This is a genomic window from Allobosea sp. Root483D1 (genome assembly GCF_001429505.1).
Lineage (GTDB): Bacteria > Pseudomonadota > Alphaproteobacteria > Rhizobiales > Beijerinckiaceae > Allobosea.
This window is the reverse complement of record NZ_LMJW01000022.1, coordinates 256,362-274,231: the sequence shown is the minus strand read 5'-3', so window position 1 is coordinate 274,231 and position 17,870 is coordinate 256,362. Positions and strand designations below refer to the sequence as shown.

At 63.8% G+C, this 17,870-nt stretch carries 17 protein-coding genes; 6 read left to right on the top strand and 11 right to left on the bottom strand.

Annotated features, from left to right (window positions below):
• Positions 1-43: 43 nt before the first annotated feature.
• Positions 44-928, bottom strand: coding sequence for a LysR family transcriptional regulator (locus ASE66_RS24140; protein ID WP_057192301.1), 885 nt, complete (start codon positions 926-928; stop codon positions 44-46).
• Positions 929-1,252: 324 nt separating this feature from the next.
• Here ASE66_RS24140 and ASE66_RS24130 point away from each other — a divergent pair, with 324 nt between their 5' ends.
• The 3 genes from ASE66_RS24130 (at position 1,253) to uvrA (ending at position 6,115) form a co-directional block, all read left to right on the top strand.
• A complete protein-coding gene (locus tag ASE66_RS24130; protein ID WP_057192299.1) occupies positions 1,253-1,834 on the top strand; it encodes a GNAT family N-acetyltransferase in 582 nt (193 codons plus the stop codon).
• Entirely contained in the window at positions 1,831-3,009 is a 1,179-nt protein-coding gene (locus ASE66_RS24125) for an MFS transporter (protein ID WP_057193333.1), read from the top strand. Before ASE66_RS24130 ends, ASE66_RS24125 begins: the two co-directional genes overlap by 4 nt.
• Positions 3,010-3,199: 190 nt before the next feature.
• Positions 3,200-6,115, top strand: coding sequence for an excinuclease ABC subunit UvrA (gene uvrA, locus ASE66_RS24120; protein ID WP_057193331.1), 2,916 nt, complete (start codon positions 3,200-3,202; stop codon positions 6,113-6,115).
• A 3-nt stretch (positions 6,116-6,118) separates the two neighbouring features.
• Here uvrA and ASE66_RS31590 read toward each other — a convergent pair whose 3' ends face one another.
• Genes ASE66_RS31590 through ASE66_RS32240 form a run of 3 tightly spaced genes read right to left on the bottom strand, consistent with a single transcriptional unit; the run spans position 6,119 to position 9,377 of the window.
• Positions 6,119-6,583 (bottom strand): nucleoside 2-deoxyribosyltransferase, encoded by a 465-nt coding sequence (locus ASE66_RS31590; RefSeq protein WP_162262531.1) that lies wholly within the window; start codon positions 6,581-6,583, stop codon positions 6,119-6,121.
• Positions 6,576-8,177, bottom strand: a complete 1,602-nt coding sequence (locus ASE66_RS31585) for an SIR2 family protein (RefSeq protein WP_082613696.1) — start codon at positions 8,175-8,177, stop codon at positions 6,576-6,578. Before ASE66_RS31585 ends, ASE66_RS31590 begins: the two co-directional genes overlap by 8 nt.
• A 12-nt stretch (positions 8,178-8,189) precedes the next feature.
• Complete coding sequence (locus ASE66_RS32240; RefSeq protein ID WP_156412307.1) at positions 8,190-9,377, bottom strand: DUF6884 domain-containing protein; 1,188 nt, start codon at positions 9,375-9,377, stop codon at positions 8,190-8,192.
• Between the two features lie 910 nt (positions 9,378-10,287).
• Here ASE66_RS32240 and ASE66_RS24105 point away from each other — a divergent pair.
• Positions 10,288-10,788, top strand: coding sequence for an invasion associated locus B family protein (locus ASE66_RS24105; RefSeq protein ID WP_057192296.1), 501 nt, complete (start codon positions 10,288-10,290; stop codon positions 10,786-10,788).
• A 120-nt stretch (positions 10,789-10,908) separates the two neighbouring features.
• Here ASE66_RS24105 and ASE66_RS24100 read toward each other — a convergent pair whose 3' ends face one another.
• The 4 genes from ASE66_RS24100 to ASE66_RS24085 form a co-directional block, all read right to left on the bottom strand.
• Entirely contained in the window at positions 10,909-11,583 is a 675-nt protein-coding gene (locus ASE66_RS24100; RefSeq protein WP_057192295.1) for an RraA family protein, read from the bottom strand.
• Positions 11,584-11,687: 104 nt separating this feature from the next.
• Positions 11,688-12,155: an SRPBCC domain-containing protein gene (locus ASE66_RS24095; protein ID WP_057192294.1), complete on the bottom strand. Its 468-nt coding sequence runs from the start codon at positions 12,153-12,155 to the stop codon at positions 11,688-11,690.
• Positions 12,152-12,490 carry an ArsR/SmtB family transcription factor gene (locus ASE66_RS24090; protein ID WP_057192293.1) on the bottom strand — a complete coding sequence of 113 codons (339 nt, stop codon included), beginning with the start codon at positions 12,488-12,490 and terminating at the stop codon, positions 12,152-12,154. Before ASE66_RS24090 ends, ASE66_RS24095 begins: the two co-directional genes overlap by 4 nt.
• A gap of 90 nt (positions 12,491-12,580) precedes the next feature.
• Entirely contained in the window at positions 12,581-13,228 is a 648-nt protein-coding gene (locus ASE66_RS24085) for a ceramidase domain-containing protein (RefSeq protein WP_057192292.1), read from the bottom strand.
• 457 nt (positions 13,229-13,685) lie between these two features.
• On the opposite strand from ASE66_RS24085, the gene ASE66_RS31580 reads away from it, so the two are divergent.
• Together ASE66_RS31580 and trmFO are read left to right on the top strand one after the other, a co-directional pair.
• Positions 13,686-13,841, top strand: a complete 156-nt coding sequence (locus ASE66_RS31580) for a DUF1127 domain-containing protein (RefSeq protein ID WP_110492672.1) — start codon at positions 13,686-13,688, stop codon at positions 13,839-13,841.
• Positions 13,842-14,010: 169 nt separating this feature from the next.
• Positions 14,011-15,423: a methylenetetrahydrofolate--tRNA-(uracil(54)-C(5))-methyltransferase (FADH(2)-oxidizing) TrmFO gene (gene trmFO / locus ASE66_RS24080; protein ID WP_057192291.1), complete on the top strand. Its 1,413-nt coding sequence runs from the start codon at positions 14,011-14,013 to the stop codon at positions 15,421-15,423.
• A gap of 117 nt (positions 15,424-15,540) precedes the next feature.
• Here trmFO and ASE66_RS24075 read toward each other — a convergent pair whose 3' ends face one another.
• From ASE66_RS24075 to secF, 3 genes are all read right to left on the bottom strand, one after another.
• Positions 15,541-16,431: a phytoene/squalene synthase family protein gene (locus tag ASE66_RS24075; protein WP_057192290.1), complete on the bottom strand. Its 891-nt coding sequence runs from the start codon at positions 16,429-16,431 to the stop codon at positions 15,541-15,543.
• A 109-nt stretch (positions 16,432-16,540) separates the two neighbouring features.
• Positions 16,541-16,924 (bottom strand): Mth938-like domain-containing protein, encoded by a 384-nt coding sequence (locus ASE66_RS24070; RefSeq protein WP_057192289.1) that lies wholly within the window; start codon positions 16,922-16,924, stop codon positions 16,541-16,543.
• 3 nt (positions 16,925-16,927) lie between these two features.
• The gene (gene secF / locus ASE66_RS24065) at positions 16,928-17,869 is read right to left on the bottom strand and encodes a protein translocase subunit SecF (RefSeq protein WP_057192288.1); all 942 of its coding nucleotides are present in this window, start codon (positions 17,867-17,869) and stop codon (positions 16,928-16,930) included.
• Position 17,870 lies beyond the last annotated feature (1 nt).

Sequence of the window (17,870 nt, the reverse complement as noted above, 5' to 3'; positions counted from 1 at the left end):
TAAGTTCCTGGACTGACCAGGTCTGTCAGCAGCGCGCAGCCGCTCAGCCAAGCGTCCCGAGCGCCCGCAGCGCCTTCAGCGTCTCGCGCAGTCCGCGATGCAAGGGCTTGTCCTTGCGCAGGACGAGGCCGAGCGTGCGATGCACGCGCGGCGATAGCGACCGTACGACCAGCCCATCGCTTTCACCGCGCACCGCCATGCCGGGCAGGATGGCGCAGCCGAGACCCGCTCCGACCAGCCGCTTGATCGCCTCGACGCTGCCGAGCGACATCACCGGTCGCAGCGTCACGCCGGCGCGGGCGAACCATTCATCAGCGATGCGCCGGGTGATGCCGCCTGGCTCGAACAGCAGCACCGGCAGGCGCGCCAGCGCTTCGGGCGTCAACCGCGCCGGCAGCTCCATGTCCGGCGGCGCGATCACGGCGAACTCGTCGTCGAGCAGCGGCGTCACGTCGAGGCTGCGGCCGGCGGCCGGCAGCGAGACCAGGCCGATATCGATCAGGTTGTCCTCGATCGCCTTGACGATGTCTGAGGTGTTGCCGGTGCTGACGGTGATCTCCAGTGTCGGATGTCGCTGGCGCAATTCGCGCAGCACCGGCGGCAGCAGGAAAATGCAGGCGGTCGCCCCGGTGCCGATCCGGACACGGCCCATCGCCCCGGTTGCGTGCCGCGCCATGGCTTCGCGCGCCGCCGCTACGGCCGCCGCGATCCGCCCGGCATGGTCGAGCAATTCGATGCCAGCAGCCGTCGGCTGCGCGCGGCGGCCGACCCGCTCGATCAGCAGCGTACCGAGCCGGCGCTCGAGCTCGCGGATCTGCAGGCTGACCGCCGGCTGGCTCAGGCCGAGCCGCTCGGCCGCCGCCGAGAAGCTTCCGAGCGCGATCACCTGGCGGAAGCTGTCGAGCTGATCGAGGCGGAGGTCACGCATCTCAAAGAATCTCTTATGCTCTGCATAATTTCGAGAAGCTTCATTTATGACGCGGCAAAGCGCAAGTTGGCCACGCGGCTGGAGAGAGTGTCCGGCCGTGGCGGGGCGCAGGCGATGAGCGGGATCTGGTGTGCGGGACGAAAGCTGCTGCGCGAGGCGGCAGATTATGTCGGCGCCTCCCAGCATTCGCGCTATCAGCAATTGCGGACCCTGCGCGAGCTTGACGAGCACTGACTCGCCGATATCGGCGTGACACGACGCTAGGCGCTGACCGGGCGCCCCGATACGACGGAAAGGCGGCCCTGCCGGGCCGAAACGATTGCGATGACGACCTCTGAGCCCACCGGCAACGCTGCGCCCCAAATCCTTGTCCGCGATGCGCGAGAAGGCGACATGGGCGCGATCCAGGCGATCTACACCCACCACGTCCTGCACGGCCTCGCCAGCTTCGAGGAGACGCCGCCGAGCGTCGAGGAGATGCTGGCGCGCCGGCAGGCGGTGCTGGGGCTCGGCCTGCCCTATCTCGCGGCCGAACTCGACGGCCGGATCGTCGGATACAGCTATGCGACCGCCTATCGCCCCCGCCCGGCCTATCGCCACACCATCGAGGATTCGATCTATGTCGCCGACGGGCTCGGCGGCCGGAAGATCGGCTCCACCTTGCTTGGCGCATTGATCGCCCGCTGCGAAGCCGGCCCCTGGCGCCAGATGCTCGCCAATATCGGGGATAGCGGCAATGCCGGCTCGATCGGCCTGCACCGCCGCTTCGGCTTCGAGCCGGTCGGCACCTTGCGCTCGACCGGCTTCAAGTTCGGCCGCTGGGTCGACACGATCCTGATGCAGCGCAGCCTCGGGGCCGGCGACGAGACGTTGCCACAGCCATGGGCGGCCGGGCCGGCCCGGTGATCACTCGCAGCACCGTCTTCTGCCTCGGGCTGGCCCAGCTCATCTCCTGGGGCGTCTCCTATTACCTGGTCGGCGCCTTCGGCGAGCGGATCGCGGCCGAGCTCGGCTGGTCGCAGGCGATCATCCATGGCGGGCTCTCGGCCGGCCTGCTGGTGATGGGACTGACCTCCGGCGCAGTCGGCCGCCTGATCGACCGCCATGGCGGCCGCACAGTGATGTGCGCCGGTTCACTGCTCACGGCTGCCGGCTGCGCTGGCCTCGCCTTCGCCCAGACGATTCCGGCCTATTACGCCGCCTGGCTCTGCCTCGGCCTCGCCATGCGGCTCAGCCTCTATGACGCCGCCTTTGCTGCGCTGGCCTATATCGGTGGCAGCGCGGCGCGCCGGCCGATCGCCCAGATCACGTTGCTCGGCGGCCTCGCCTCGACCGTGTTCTGGCCGCTCGGCCATGCACTCGCCGAGCAGTTCGGCTGGCGCGGCGCACTCATCGCCTATGCCGGCTTCGCGCTGCTCACCTTGCCCTTGCACCTGACGCTGCCGGGCGGCTCCGTTCGTCTCCGGACCGAGGCCGCCGCGGCAAAGCCCACCATTGCGCTCAGCCCGGCAGACACCCGCTTTGCCGGCCTGCTCTATGCGCTGATCGTCACCTTCGCCGGCATCCTCAACGCCGGCATGTCCGCGCATATGATCGGCATCCTTGCCGGGCTCGGCCTGCCTGCCGCCGCCGCGGTCTGGATCGGTTCAACGCGCGGCATCGGCCAGTCGCTGGCGCGGCTCGGCGAGGTGCTGTTCGGGTCCCGCACCAGCCCGTTCGACCTCAATCTCGTCGCCTGCCTGGTGCTGCCGCTCTGCTTCGTCGTCGGCCTCGCCGGCGGCGCGAGCGCCATCGCGGCCCTCGTCTTCGCCTTCGCCTATGGTGCCGGCAACGGCGTGCTGACGATCACGCGCGGGACGCTGCCGCTGATGCTGTTTGATCCGAGGAGCTATGGCGCCTATGTCGGCCGCCTGCTGGCGCCGGGCTTCTTCCTCTCGGCCGCCGCGCCGCTCGGCTATGCGCTGCTGATCGAACGTTATGGCGCCTCGGCGGCGCTGATCCTGTCCGGGGTTCTGGCCGTCGCCATGCTCGTCGCGGCGATGCTGCTCCGGCTACGTTTCCGCAGCCTGCCACGCTCCTGACAATTCCTGTCAGCACACCGCACCGGAACAATGCGGCAACATCTGCGGTTGCGTGCTAGTCATGCCGGCCTCCCGCCCGGCCGCACTGGCACGGCACGGCGATTGCCCTATCTCTACGGCTGACCCCGAACCGGACACCACCATGGCTCGCAAGACCACGCTCGCCGACCAGGCTGCCGCGCTGGAAGACATGTTCGACCGCAACCGTGCGGCCGACCCGAACGCGCGCGTCATCTCGGTGCGCGGCGCGCGTGAGCACAATCTCAAGAATGTCGACCTCGCCATTCCGCGCGACAAGCTGGTGGTGTTCACCGGGCTCTCCGGCTCGGGCAAGTCCTCGCTCGCCTTCGATACGATCTATGCGGAGGGCCAGCGCCGCTATGTCGAGTCGCTCTCGGCCTATGCCCGCCAGTTCCTCGAGATGATGCAGAAGCCCGATGTCGACCAGATCGACGGGCTCTCGCCGGCGATCTCGATCGAGCAGAAGACGACCTCGAAGAACCCGCGCTCGACGGTCGGCACCGTCACCGAGATCCACGACTATATGCGCCTGCTCTGGGCCCGCACCGGCATCCCCTATTCGCCGGCGACCGGCCTGCCGATCGAGAGCCAGACCGTGCAGCAGATGGTCGACCGGCTGGTCGAGCTGCCGGAGAAGACCCGCGGCTACCTGCTGGCGCCGGTCGTCCGCGGCCGCAAGGGCGAGTTTCGCAAGGAGATGGCCGACTGGCTGAAGCGCGGCTTCCAGCGCGTCAAGGTCAATGGCGAGTTCTACGAGATCCCGGATGCGCCGGCGCTCGACAAGAAGTTCAAGCACGACATCGACGTCGTGGTCGACCGCATCGTCATTCGCCCCGATCTCGGCGCCCGCCTCGCCGACTCGCTGGAGCAGGCGCTCGACCTCGCCGACGGCATCGCCGTCTTCGAATATGCCGACGAGAAGGAGGAGAACGGCGAGGCCCGCCGCGTCACCTTCTCCTCGAAATTCGCCTGCCCGGTCTCCGGCTTCACCATCCCCGAGATCGAGCCCAGGCTGTTCTCGTTCAACAACCCGTTCGGCGCCTGCCCGGTCTGCGACGGCCTCGGCCATGAGATGCGGATCGATCCGGAGATGATCGTCCCGGATCATGGGCTCAGCCTGAAGAAGGGCGCGATCGCGCCCTGGGCCAAGTCGACCTCGCCCTATTACGGCCAGACGCTCGATGCGCTCGCCAGGCATTTCGGCTTCTCGACCACCAAGCCCTGGAGCGAGTTGCCGCAGAGTGCGCGCGACGCCATCCTGTTCGGCACCGGCACCGAGGCGGTGCGCATGGCCTACAACGACGGCCTGCGCGCCTATGAGGTGAAGAAGCCCTTCGAGGGCGTGATCACCAATATGGAGCGGCGCTGGAAGGAGACCGAGAGCGACTGGGCCCGCGAGGAGATCGGCCGCTTCATGTCGGAGACGCCCTGCGCGGCCTGCAACGGCTTCCGGCTCAAGCCCGAGGCGCTGGCGGTCAAGATCGACATGCGCCATATCGGCGAGATCTCGCAGCTCTCGGTCAAGGACGCGCTCGCCTGGGTCACCGCCCTGCCCTCGCGCCTGTCGCACAAGCAGAACGAGATCGCCCCGCGCATCCTCAAGGAGATCCGCGACCGCCTGACCTTCCTGCTCGATGTCGGCCTGGAATACCTGACGCTGGCGCGCGGCTCGCGCACGCTCTCCGGCGGCGAGAGCCAGCGCATCCGCCTGGCCTCGCAGATCGGTTCTGGCCTCACCGGCGTGCTCTATGTGCTCGACGAGCCGTCGATCGGCCTGCACCAGCGCGACAATGAGCGCCTGCTCGGCACGCTGCGCCGCCTGCGCGACCTCGGCAACACCGTGATCGTGGTCGAGCATGACGAGGATGCGATCATGACCGCCGACTATGTCGTCGACGTCGGCCCCGGCGCCGGCATCCATGGCGGCGAGATCGTCGCCAAGGGCACGCCGCAGGACATTCTGGACGACCCGAACTCGCTGACCGGCAAATACCTCACCGGCGAGATGAGCGTCCCTGTCCCGCTGAAGCGCCGCAAGCCGCAGAAGGGCCGGAGCCTGAAGATCGTCGGCGCCCGCGGCAACAACCTCAAGGACGTCACGGTCGACATCCCGCTCGGCCTGTTCACCTGCATCACCGGCGTCTCCGGCGGCGGCAAGTCGACGCTGATCATCGACACGCTCTACAAGGCGATCGCGCGCAAGCTCAACGGCTCGATCGAGCATCCGGCGAGCCATGACCGCATCGAGGGCATGGAGCATCTCGACAAGGTCATCGACATCGACCAGTCGCCGATCGGCCGCACCCCGCGCTCGAACCCGGCGACCTATACCGGCGCCTTCACGCCGATCCGCGAATGGTTCGCCGGCCTGCCCGAGGCCAAGGCGCGCGGCTACCAGGCCGGCAGGTTCAGCTTCAACGTCAAAGGAGGCCGCTGCGAGGCCTGCCAGGGCGACGGCGTCATCAAGATCGAGATGCACTTCCTGCCCGACGTCTACGTCACCTGCGATGTCTGCAAGGGTAAGCGCTATGACCGCGAGACCCTTGAGGTGAAGTACCGCGACAAGTCGATCGCCGACGTGCTCGACATGTCGGTCGAGGAGGCCAAGACGCTGTTCAAGGCCGTGCCCTCGATCCGCGAGAAGATGGTGACGCTCGCCCGCGTCGGCCTCGACTATGTCAAGGTCGGCCAGCAGGCAACGACGCTCTCGGGCGGCGAGGCGCAGCGCGTCAAGCTCTCCAAGGAGCTCAGCAAGCGCGCCACCGGTCGCACCCTCTACATCCTGGACGAACCGACCACCGGCCTGCATTTCCACGACGTCGCCAAGCTGATGGAGGTGCTGCACGAGCTGGTCGAGCAGGGCAATTCCGTGGTGGTGATCGAGCACAATCTCGAAGTGATCAAGACCGCCGACTGGGTCCTCGACCTCGGCCCCGAAGGCGGCGACGGCGGCGGCATGGTGGTGGCGCAAGGCACGCCGGAAGACATCGTCCGGATCGGCAAAGGCCACACCGCGCGGTTCTTGAAGGAGGTGCTGGAGCGCCGGCCGTTGAAGGGGAAAGGCGCGCGGCAGGCGGCGGAGTAGAGGTCAGCTTGCGCTCCGAAAAGGCGCAAGCTTTCCCTGCAACGCGCCCGTTAGCTCGATTATGTTACCAAAGATTTCATGGCATCCGGCAACAATCATAGGGTTGTCGCCAGAAGCGAGTAACGTTCGGTCATCCGTTTTGAGACCAAGACAGAGTTTATCGAGAGCACGCGCGAACCCAATCTCGAACGCAACACCTTCGTCAACGGTGCGCCCATCAAGGACTGCAACAACGCAATGGCAGCGTCGAATCGCGTAGGTATCTGCTTCAAAAACCAGCTGCCGTGCTGCTGAAAGCGGGGTTCCTTCACGAACAAGGTCCCGCATCAACCTTCCATCGCGCTGGGGAAGAAACACTTCCACTGCTGGCGTGAGCAATTCGGCAAGACGCGCATTGAAAGCGCGCTCAATGTCATTAAACAGCGGAGCTGCAAGATAAATTCGATAAGTATCACCATCTTCACGCATAGCGGGCAATAATTCCATCAAGATCGACCGGACAGTACTCACCAAGCAGTACATGACGCGCAACACGACGCGCCAAATCATCTGAGCTGCACTGATCGGTAGAAAATCTGAAATTTGGCGTGTAGATTTCGTTTAAAATCCGTGTCTGATTCTGAAAATACTCTTCAGTACCTGCATCCTCCGGAGCCCTTCCGCGCGCCATATTACGCTTGACCAAATTCTGAGGTGATGCCTCGATAAAAATGATCTCTCCTTCTTTTAATGACCGATCACGAATTACAATGTCTCGCAAATTTTGTGACTTCTCAGAATTCTCAGATTCATCTCTAGAAAAGGCGTATAAATCGAGCGGCGCGCGATCCATAAAATGAAATCCTGCCGAAGCAGAGTGCATCCGATTATTTTTCTCTTTAAGCTCTGAATACACAAATTTATCTACGATCTCGCGTTGCGAGTCGTTAATTTTTGTCGATGCAAGGTACATCTCGTTCGGCGGAGGCCTGGTCCATTCCTCATGGGTTTGGAAGCATCTAAGCTGCTCAAGCAAAGAGGATTTTCCCGAGGCCACCGGCCCAACGATGTAATAATGATATCTAGATCGCCGATCACTTCCCAATGACTCTAACAAATCCCTAAATTCTCTTGATCCCATATTAAGTATTTGCAGAAATTGACTTATCTCAGTTGAAGTCAAAAATATTGTCACCAGATTGTACAATTCCAAATTCGCCTCGAAAATATCCCTCTGCCTGCTACTCGATAGCTCACTGGGATTTTTCAGCCAATGGATCATATAATGATGATTTGCCGGACTCTTATCTCTATTCATTCTCAAGTAATTTTTTAGCGAACTATCGGCAAGTGAGTGCCCAACAAGAAGCATCGTATTTTGAACAAACCGTAGAAATAGATACTCCGCACTAAGCCCTGGCGCTCTCGCGCGGGCAGCAGCAAACGAATCTTCTGTAAATATGATCTGTGGGCTTCTTTTTCTAAGACTAATCCTCGGCAAAATACCATTTACATGGTAAATGGTCGTATTTCCTTTTCTATCAACAAGAGGAGCGTTCCAAGTAATAGTTAAAGAATTTCCATCAGAATCTTCAGATTTTATTTGACTACCTATTGCCTCAGCAAGCAAGTCATCAAAATTAAAATTGATTACGAGCGGCAATTTCCGAGACAGGTCGCGCAGTTGTACAAGATAGGGATGGACTTCCAATATTTTCTCTATATCTCCAAGAGTGTCTTGATATATAGCTTTATGAATTGCCGCACCCCAGCCGTGCTCAATAACAGCAGCACGCAACTCTTCCGGTTCAGTCGACGGGCTGGAATTCTTGAACCTGTGATAAATGATCTGCCCAAGATATTCCGGGTGCAGGCCAGCGGCACTATGCTGGCCAAGATCCTGCTTTAAATCATCCTCGCGAGCAGCGAGTCGTTCCAACAACGCGGTCCAACCCGGGACGCCCGCCTCCATCGAGATGCCGGCTCCTGTCACAAGGTTTAACTGATGCTGAGTTAAACGTTGAAAGATGTGACATAGGAACCGCGGTAGCCGCGGCTGACGGGCAATTGCCGCATCGAGCATGCTCACCTCTCTTCATCTCTCAACAATGGTCGAAACCGAACCGCGTCCATTTGGATCATAGTCCGCTCCGACACCACGGATATTCCATAACCCAGACCCCCGGATCAATGCGATTGGAGAGCTGCGTCCAAGCCAATGATCAGAGGGCGTATCAATAGTGCGCATCCCCTCGCTACATAGCGCGATCAGCTGCGCCTCCACGCTTGCTCGAAGGCTTCCTTTCGCTGGCTCGTCATCTATAGCAATAAGCGCCACCTCAAGCTCTCTAAGATATCGCGACACCGCAATTTCATGGTCGGCCTCGACAGCTTTAACGCGCGCGTCGGCATCTTGTCCCGCTCCCCATGTGGGCAGATGTGCCCCTCTTTGCTCGGCCTCTAACATTGCACGCCCGACATGAAGTCGGAAAATTGACCCACGATGATTACCAACTTCCGTCGCTGGCCCTAGATGGTTGCGAAGACGGCCGCGCAGCGTAGCCATCGACCCTTGGCTCACGCCGTGAGTGCCAACGCGAACAATTCGCGGATGAATCTGGAGAAAATTAGGCTCTTGTCGATCTAAGAATATATATACACCTCTTTTAGGAACAGACTTCTTAGAAAGCTCCCAAAAATCAAGAACATGACCGCCAGACCGCTGATCGCTGATCCAGCTATATAGCGATTTAAGATCATGAATTCTTCCTACCATACGCTTAGCTTGACTGAGCCAAACGCCAACATCCGGTTTACCTAAAGCAGACCACGGCGCCTGGACGTTCAATGGCTTACCGCTATTATTGTTGGCATTTATGAGAGGCTCGACATACTCCGAAGTGGCAAGCAAAGTCACACTGCGACCGCGGGCGCACGTGCGCAACTCCTCAAGAGCCTGTCGAGCCCAGGCCTCCTGCTCCGCAGCCGATAGCGCTGACAGATGTAAGTCATAGGGTTCAAGAAGAGCACCCGATGCTACTATCCCATGCTTCGCAGAAAGAACCGCATGCGGAGCAGCGAGCGCGTGGACAAGCGCCAGACTGGCCTTAAACCGGCTCGAAATATATAGCTTCTCAGCTGGAGCACTTTCACGGCGCTTTTCTCGACTACAGCCAATTACGATGAATGGCGGCGCTCCGTCCGCACCAATCAGTGCCGGGCGAAGCGTATAGCTCACAGGCGCAAACAGCTCGCCCTGAGCATCGTCCACCGCCATCTTCATTTGCCTCTTGTGATTCCCAAAAAGACCCGGAGCCGAGCAAGGGCGTTTTAGCACGTGAGATCATCGATTGCTGCCGCAAACTTATCCCCGCTGCCAAAACCTCCCGTATATTCCCCTCGCCCATCACCCATACGGGGCGGCCGTCCGGAGGTATGCCAGAGGCTGGGTGAGGGTCGGCGCCTGCGGGCGGGGGTTACGCCCCGCTCCCGGGAGGCTTCGGGGCACCGCCGAAAGCCGCCGCCTGCGGCGGCGTCTTCCGACTTTGCGATCGCAGACTGCGCAAGCTTGTCTGCGTGGGACACTACGATCCCTGTGCGAGGAGCTCGCTAGATGGACGGCCCGTTACGCGCCGCCCTGCTCCGCCGTCGGCGCGACCACCCGTTGAGGGGCACTGGCGCCGGCAGGAGCGGGACGGACGGGCAGGCCAACCGCAGAAGCGCGGCCCGGAGACTTGAAGAACGCCGAAGGCGGAGCGCCACGGGGCGTGCGGATGGGGACCATCCGCGCCGCTTCCTGGCTCAATGGAAGCGGAATACCAAACGCGCCTCGCGGCGCTCCGCCAGCCCCGTATTTTGAGCGCCCGCAGGCAGGCCTGCGGGCGGGGATTGGCGCGTGGGTGAAGCAAGGGCGCGGGAACCGCGACGGAGAACCCCTCTCCCGGATGGGAGAGGGGCAGGGGTNNNNCCCGCCCTCCCCGTAAGAGGCCGCAGCGGAGCCGCCGCGCTTTCTGCGGCAGCGGCAGGCCCTCATCCGGCGCTCCGCGCCACCTTCTCCCATCCGGGAGAAGGAAGGCGTGGCGGGTGGCATCCCCTCCCCCGCGCCCTTCCGTCGCACGGCATTGTGAGGGTCTTGTTTACGCCTTGTTAAACCGCTCTTGGACATCCCTGCGATGCAAACAGGAGATGACCCGATGATCAGACTGGCGCTTCCCGCGGCCCTGAGCCTTCTTTCCGCCACGGCCCCGGCTTTCGCCGCTCCGGCCCAGCCTATGGGCCAGTTCAAGCAGTGGAATGCTGCCGCCTATGACGGCAGCAATGGCAAGCGTTGCTATATCGTATCGTCACCGGGCACCGAGAAACCTGATACCTTGCGTCATGGTGACGTGTTCTTCTTCGTGCAGACCGCGCCGAGCGCTCAGAGCCGCACCGAGTCGAGCTTCCAGACCGGCTATGACTTCGCCAAGGATTCCACCGTCACCGTGACGATCGGCGACGAGACGTTCCGCATGCTGACCTCGGGCAACAATGCCTGGCTGCAGCGGCTGGAGCGCGAAGGCGAGCTGCTCCAGGCGATGAAGGCCGGCGACGAGATGGTGCTGGCGGCGCGCTCGGCCCGCGGCAACGAGACCAGCTACACCTTCTCGCTCGAAGGCGTGACCGCGGCGTCGCGGCTGCTGGAGCGGTGTGGCTGACAAAAGGCGTCATTCCCGGGCGAAGTGCAGCGCAGACCCGGGAATCTCGTGACGAGAAGGCGCGGGCTGGCGCCTTTTCCGGCCAGAGATGCTCGGGTCAACCCCGAGCATGACGGTTCGTCAAAGCACCCCGTGGCGCTCGAAGACCGAGCGCAGACTTTCGCCGGCGAGCAGTTCCTGCCTAGTCGAATCCTCGGCCTCGATCTTGGCCAGCGCCAGCCGGATCGCCTCGGGCGCGATCGCGCGGGGCACGATGACGACGCCGTCGACGTCGCCGAAGATGAAATCGCCCGGCGCGACGCGGGCGCCGCCGACCTCGACCGGCTCGTCGGCGGCCATCATCTCGGCCCGGCCCTTGGTGTCGAGCGGGCCGATGCCGCCATGGAAGACCGGGAAGCCGAGCTCGCGGATGCGGCGGACATCGCGCACCAGCCCGTCGGTGAGGCAGCCGGCGGCACCCCTCACTTTCGAGGCGGTGGTGAGCAACTCGCCCCAGGGCGCGATCCGGTCGGTCGGCCCGTCGCAGGCGAGCACCGCGACCTCGCCGGCTTTGAGGCTGTCGATCAGGTCCATCTCCAGCGCATAGGGGTTGTGCCCCTCAGGGAGATGGTAGCGTTTCATGTAGAGCCCGGTGCGGGCGAAGCCGCAGAGCACCGAGGCGTCATCGAGCGGCCGGACGAAGGGCCTGACCGCCTGGTTGGGATGGCCGAGCTCGTCGAGCACGTCGGAGAGCACGGCCGAATAGAGCCGGCCCTTCAGGCTGGCGAGATCGAGTTCCTGGGCCGGATCCGGCATGCGCGCTTCCCCTCTATATAGTTGAGGAGGAGCTTCCGGGCGCGCCGGCGGCGGGTCAAGCCATCGCCGGTGCGTGGGGCGGAACGGCGCTCAGGCCGACGCGGTCAGCTACCCATCGCGTCGAGGCGGGCATAGCTCGCCTCCATGCCCTCTTCCATGCCGATCGCGAGCATAGCCTCGCGAGTGGCGGCGTCCGGCAGGGTCATGCGCATCGTCATCAGCGTGCCGGCGCCCTCGGCCTCGAAGCGGGTCTCGATATGGTTGTCGGGCGTGACGTCGGGCATGTGGAAGCGCTCGATATGGACGATGCGGCTGAACGGCTCGAGTGTGACGTATTCGCCGGTAAGCGTCAGTTCTTCGCCCTGGCCGTCGCTCCACTCATAGCGGAACTTGCCGCCGGGCCGGTGATCGTTGATGCAAACCGGCATGGTCCAGCCCTCGGGGCCGAGCAGCCATTTCTGGATCAGCACCGTCTCGGTATGGGCGCGGTAGACTGTCTCCGGCGAAGCTTTGAAGCGACGGGTGACGAGGACATGAGTGTCGCCTTCGGTCGTCAAGGTAAGCTTGGTCATTTTTGGTCTTTCTCCTTGCCTGCTTCCATCTCGGCCAGAAGCTGGTCCAGCCGGTCATAATTCGCCTCCAAGGCTCGCCTGAGCATGGCGAGCCATTTGTCGATCTCCTCAAGCGCTCCCGGCGCGAGCCGGCAGGGCCGCTTGGTTCCCTCGATCCGCCTTGTGATCAGCCCCGCCTCTTCCAGCACCTTCAGGTGCCGCGACACCGCGGGCTGCGACATCGCGAAAGGCTCGGCGAGTTCCATCACCGTGGTTTCACCGAGGGCCAGCCGCGCCAGGATCGCCCGGCGCGTCGGATCGGCGAGAGCGGAAAAGGCCGTGTCCAACCTGTTCATGTCGACCTCTATATATAACTATTTTGTTATATAACTGATTATGCATGGTCAAGCGCCATTTTCGGCACCATGGCGGAACGAGGATGCCGTTCAGGCGCGCGGCGCGAGGATGGCTGCCCGCAGCAACAGATAGAGCAGCAACCCGTTGAGCAGGTGCCAGCCCCAATGCAGGCCAAAGGGAACCGCGCCGCAGAGGACGGAATCGAGCGAGCGGAAGCTGAGCGATGCAGCGAAGACGAGGCCGCCGATGGCGATCCGCTTGCCCGTAGCGACATCCCCGCGGAGCTTCGCCGCCAGCGCGACACCGGCAAGGCCGATGAGGAAGCCGGCATAGCCGGCGGAGCCGCGCATGCCGGCAGGCAGCAGCGGCGCGAGGCCGGAAGCCAGTCCGAAGCAGGCACCAAGGAAAAGAAGCGCGCCGATCGCCGCCATCACCGGCGACAGGCCCAGGAAGCGATTGAGCGCCAGGCCGAAATAGCAGAGCGCGAAGAGCTGGATCGGCACGACATCGGCCAGCAGGGTCCAGCGCTGCGGCATGGTGTGGAACAGGAAGGAGCCGAAGCCGATGAGCCCAACCAGCGCCGTCAGCGATTCGACCGGCCAGTCGCGCCGGCCGTTTCGTCGCAACAGCAGGAGAGCCGCAAGCGCCGCCAGTAGGAAGGCGGCATTGCTGACCGCATTGAGCGGCTCGGCCCAGAACGCCTCACTCAATCGCTCGCAATAGCCCGCGCCCCGCATGCCCTGCCCCGCGCCACCCGAATCGTCGAATCATGCCGCGAAGATCATGCGAGCGCATGACGCCACCCGGCCGAGCGGGACGGAATTCTCTTCGAATCTCGCCATGGTGAACAGCGCGTTACACTGTCCTTCGGCTCGGCAACCAATGTTGCGGTGCAAACCGCATAGCGGATCGCGGCGGTTTTGCGCAGATTCGCGCCATATGCCGGCACGGCGTGACCTTCGGCCATTCGTCGCCTAAAAATTAGGCCAAATTTTCACTGTTCTGACAAAATCGTTAAGCGCTCTGCGCGGGTCAGCGCGCCTTTCCAAACGATCTCTTAATTTGTCATGCGTCAAAAGCATAACAGAATTGATGCGGCGCCCCTGTGAGAGGCAGCATGATCGCTCTATATGCAGTGCACAACGAATTCATCGCTGTCGGGGCCAAACCCCGAAAAACCAAAAGGTTATCGCCATGTTCCTGTCCATGATCGCTTCCAAGATCCGCTCTTATCTTCGCTATCGCGAGACCGTCCGCGAGCTGTCCCGCCTCACCGACCGTGAGCTCGACGACCTCGGCCTGTCGCGCTCGGACATCCAGTACGTCGCCCGTACCCACGCGACTGCCTGATTTCCGACCGCCCAGGTTTGACGAGTAGTTTCTCCTAGACCCTGTGTTCCTCCCCTCAGGGTCTGGTCGAAGAGCGAATGCCCGCTTTCGAGCGGGCATTTTGCGTTTCTGGGGGCTTGATTAGCCTTGCGCCCTTGACCTTGGGCGCCACCGCGGACACATCGCGGCCATGACACTCGCACTCATCCACATCGTCGGCGGCGGCCTCGCCGGTTCGGAAGCTGCCTGGCAGATCGCAGAGGCCGGCGTTCCGGTCGTCCTGCACGAAATGCGCCCGGTCCGCGGCACCGACGCCCACAAGACAGAGAGCCTGGCCGAGCTGGTCTGCTCCAACTCCTTCCGCTCCGACGATTCGTCGTCCAACGCCGTCGGCCAGCTGCATTGGGAGATGCGCCGGCTCGGCTCGCTGATCATGGCCAAGGGCGATGCCCATCAGGTCCCGGCCGGTGGAGCACTCGCGGTCGACCGGGACGGCTTCTCCGCCGCGGTCACCGCAGCGCTCGAAGCCCATCCCAACGTCACGATCGAACGCGGCGAGATCGCCGGCCTGCCGCCGGCCGCGTGGGACAAGGTCATCGTCGCGACCGGTCCGCTCACCTCGCCGGCGCTCGCCGAAGGCATCCGCTCGCTGACGGGTGCGGGGGAGCTTGCCTTCTTCGACGCGATCGCGCCGATCATCCATTTCGATTCGGTCGACATGGACGTCGCCTGGTTCCAGTCGCGCTACGACAAGGCGGGGCCCGGCGGCACCGGCGCCGACTACATCAACTGCCCGCTCGATCGCGACCAGTACGAGGCCTTCATCGACGCGCTGCTGGCGGCCGAGAAGACCGAGTTCAAGGAGTGGGAGGGCACGCCCTATTTCGACGGCTGCCTGCCGATCGAGGTGATGGCCGAACGCGGCCGCGAGACGCTGCGCTGGGGGCCGATGAAGCCGGTCGGGCTGACCAACAAGCACAACCCGACGGTGAAGGCCTATGCCGTCGTCCAGCTCCGTCAGGACAATGCGCTGGGCACGCTGTTCAACATGACCGGATTCCAGACCAAGCTGAAATACGGCGAGCAGGCCGCGATCTTCCGGATGATCCCGGGCCTGCAGAACGCCGAGTTCGCCCGGCTCGGCGGCATCCACCGCAACACCTATCTCAACTCGCCGGAGCTGCTCGACCCGCAATTGCGCTTGAAGGCCGATCCGCGCCTGCGCTTCGCTGGGCAGATCACCGGCTGCGAGGGCTATGTCGAGAGCGCAGCGATCGGCCTTTTGACCGGCCGTCTGGCCGCGGCGGAGCGCCTTGGCCGGCCCCTCGAACTACCGCCCGCGACGACGGCGCTGGGCGCGCTGGTCAACCACATCACCGGTGGGCACATCGTCACCATCGACGAGGGGCCGCGCTCCTTCCAGCCGATGAACATCAATTTCGGCCTGTTCCCGCATATCGAGGGCGTGGCGACGCAAGGGCCCGACGGCAAGCGCCTGAAGGGCCCGGCCAAGAGCGTCGCCCGCAAGCAGGCGCTGACGGCGCGGGCGAAGGTCGAGATGGATGGGTGGGTTGGGGCAGCAGGCGCTCAGGCGGCCGAATAGCCGCCGTCATTCTCGGGCGCAGCGAAGTGCAGACCCGAGAGTCTCATGACGAGAAGGTGCGGATAGGAGCCTCTTCCTGCCTGAGATGCTCGGGTCAAGCCCGAGCACGACGCCTTTTCACTGCCCAGCGGTCCGTGCCGCGCGCCACAACGTCCATTGGCGCTTGAGCGGCGAGAGGCCGATGATGGTGCGGTAAGGATCGTAGCCACGCCGCTCCATCTGCCTGAGATAGGGCTCAACCAGGGCGACCGGCAGGAAGGCCGGCCTGATCGCCGCCGGCACGGTGGCGGAGAGGTCGTTGAGCTTGCGCAGATGGATGCGCGCCAGCGCCCGCATCTCTTTCAGCGAATAGATCAGGCCCGGCCCACCGCGCCCGCGCACGATGTCCTCGCGGGTGACGCCGTTGCGGTTGAGCAGGTCGGCCGGCAGATAGACCTGGCCGCGGGCCGCATGCCAGGGGAAGGCGCGCATCAGCCCGGAGAGCGCATAGGCGACGCCGGCATGGCCAGCGGCCGTGGCACCGCCCGGATCACGACCCTGTCCCAGCACCAGGCAGGCGAGCCGGATCAGTGCGCTCGAGGTTTCGCCGGCATAGCCTTCGAGATCCGAGAGCGAGGGCATCGGATCATCGTAGAGATCGAAGACGCGCGCCTCGATCAGGCCGGACAACGGCGCGATCGGCAGGCGAAAGCGCCTGACGGTGTCGAGCAGCGCCTGCGCGACCGGATGGCCCTGCGCCGGCGCGTCCGGGCCGGCCTCGAGCACGTCGCGCCACCATTGCAGGCGGACTTCGCCCGGCAGCGGCTCGCTGACCTGCTCGCGAACGCGCGCGACCTCATGGCTGAAGGCATAGAGCGCGAACAGGCCGGGCCTAAGCGCCTCCGGCGCATAGAGCGAGGCGATGTAGCGGTCGGGATCATGCTCGCGCACCAGCGCCAGGCAATGGCCATAGGCCTGGGAGAGCGGACCCGGCGCAGTGCCGGCGCGGTTCTCGGTTTTCGTGGTCATGCGCTCTCCCCGCTCCCGTCGTCACCCGGGCCGAAGTGCCGGCAGTCTAGGCCGGCCCGGCCGCCTTGGCTACGCGGGAGCGGCATGGCTGGTGGGATTTGATCGCCAATCACTCCACCGCGATCAGCGCTGCGGCGACGCGCCGCTCCTCGCCGACGAGGACATTGTAGGTCCGGGCCGCGGCCGGCGTCGCCATCGCCTCGACGGTGATGCCCACTGCCTTGAACGGATCGCGCAGCGAAGCCGGCAGGAAGGCGATCTCGCGGCCGATGCCGAGGATCAGGAAGTCGATCGTCCCGGCCTCGTCGAGGATCGGCTGGAGGCTCTCCAGTGTGACTTCGGCGAAGGAGGAGACCGGCCAGATCCGGATGCCGGACGGCGTCGCCAGGATCGAGCCGCGATGGCTCATATCCGCGAAGCGGAAGCCGCCGGCGCCGAAGGCGTCGAGCTGGTACCGACCGGGGACGAAGCCGTCGAAGCGACGTTCAGCCAACCCTCAGACCCGCGCTTTGGCCTCGGCCGCATCCTCGCTCTGGTCGAGGCGGCCGGCGCGGACGTCGAGATAGAGCAGAACCGGCGTCGAGATGAACATCGCCGAATAGGTGCAGACAACCACGCCGAACAGCATGACGAGCGCGAAGCCCTCGATCGCCGTGCCGCCGAAGAAGACCAGCGCGATCAGCGCGAGCACGGTCGTGGTCGAGGTGATCGCGGTGCGCGACAAAGTCGTGTTGACCGAGAGGTCGAGCAGCTCCGGGATCGGCATGGTCTTGTAGCGACGCAGCAATTCACGCGTGCGGTCGAACACCACCACGGTCTCGTTCAGCGAGTAGCCGACGATGGTCAGGATCGCCGCGATCGAGGTCAGGTTGAATTCGAGCTGCGTGATCAGGAAGAAGCCCATCGTCAGCACGATGTCGTGCATCGTGCCGACGATCGCGCCGATGGCGAGCTGCATCTCGAAGCGGAACCAGAGATAGACCAGCACGCCGAGGATCGCGAGCACGACGCCGAGCGTGCCGGCCTGGACCAGTTCGCCCGAGACACGCGGGCCGACCGTCTCGACCCGGCGGAACTCATAAGCCTCGGAGAAGGCCGCACGCGCCTTGGTCACCACGCCCTGCTGGGCGATCTCGCCACCCGGCTGGAGCGCGAAGCGCATGGAGAGCTCGCCGGAATTGCCGAACTCCTGGACCTCGACTTCGCCGAAGCCGAAGCCGTTGGCGGTCTGGCGCACCTGGGCGATGTCGGGCTTGCCGCTCTTGGACTGCATCTCCATCAGCGTGCCGCCGCGGAAGTCGATGCCGAAGTTGAGGCCGACGGTCAGAAACAGCACCAGCACCAGGACGGAGTAGGCCGCCGAGAACGGATAGGCGAGGCGGCGCCAGTGAACGATGCGGAAGCGAGTATTGTCGGGAACGATGCGAAGCAGGCGCATG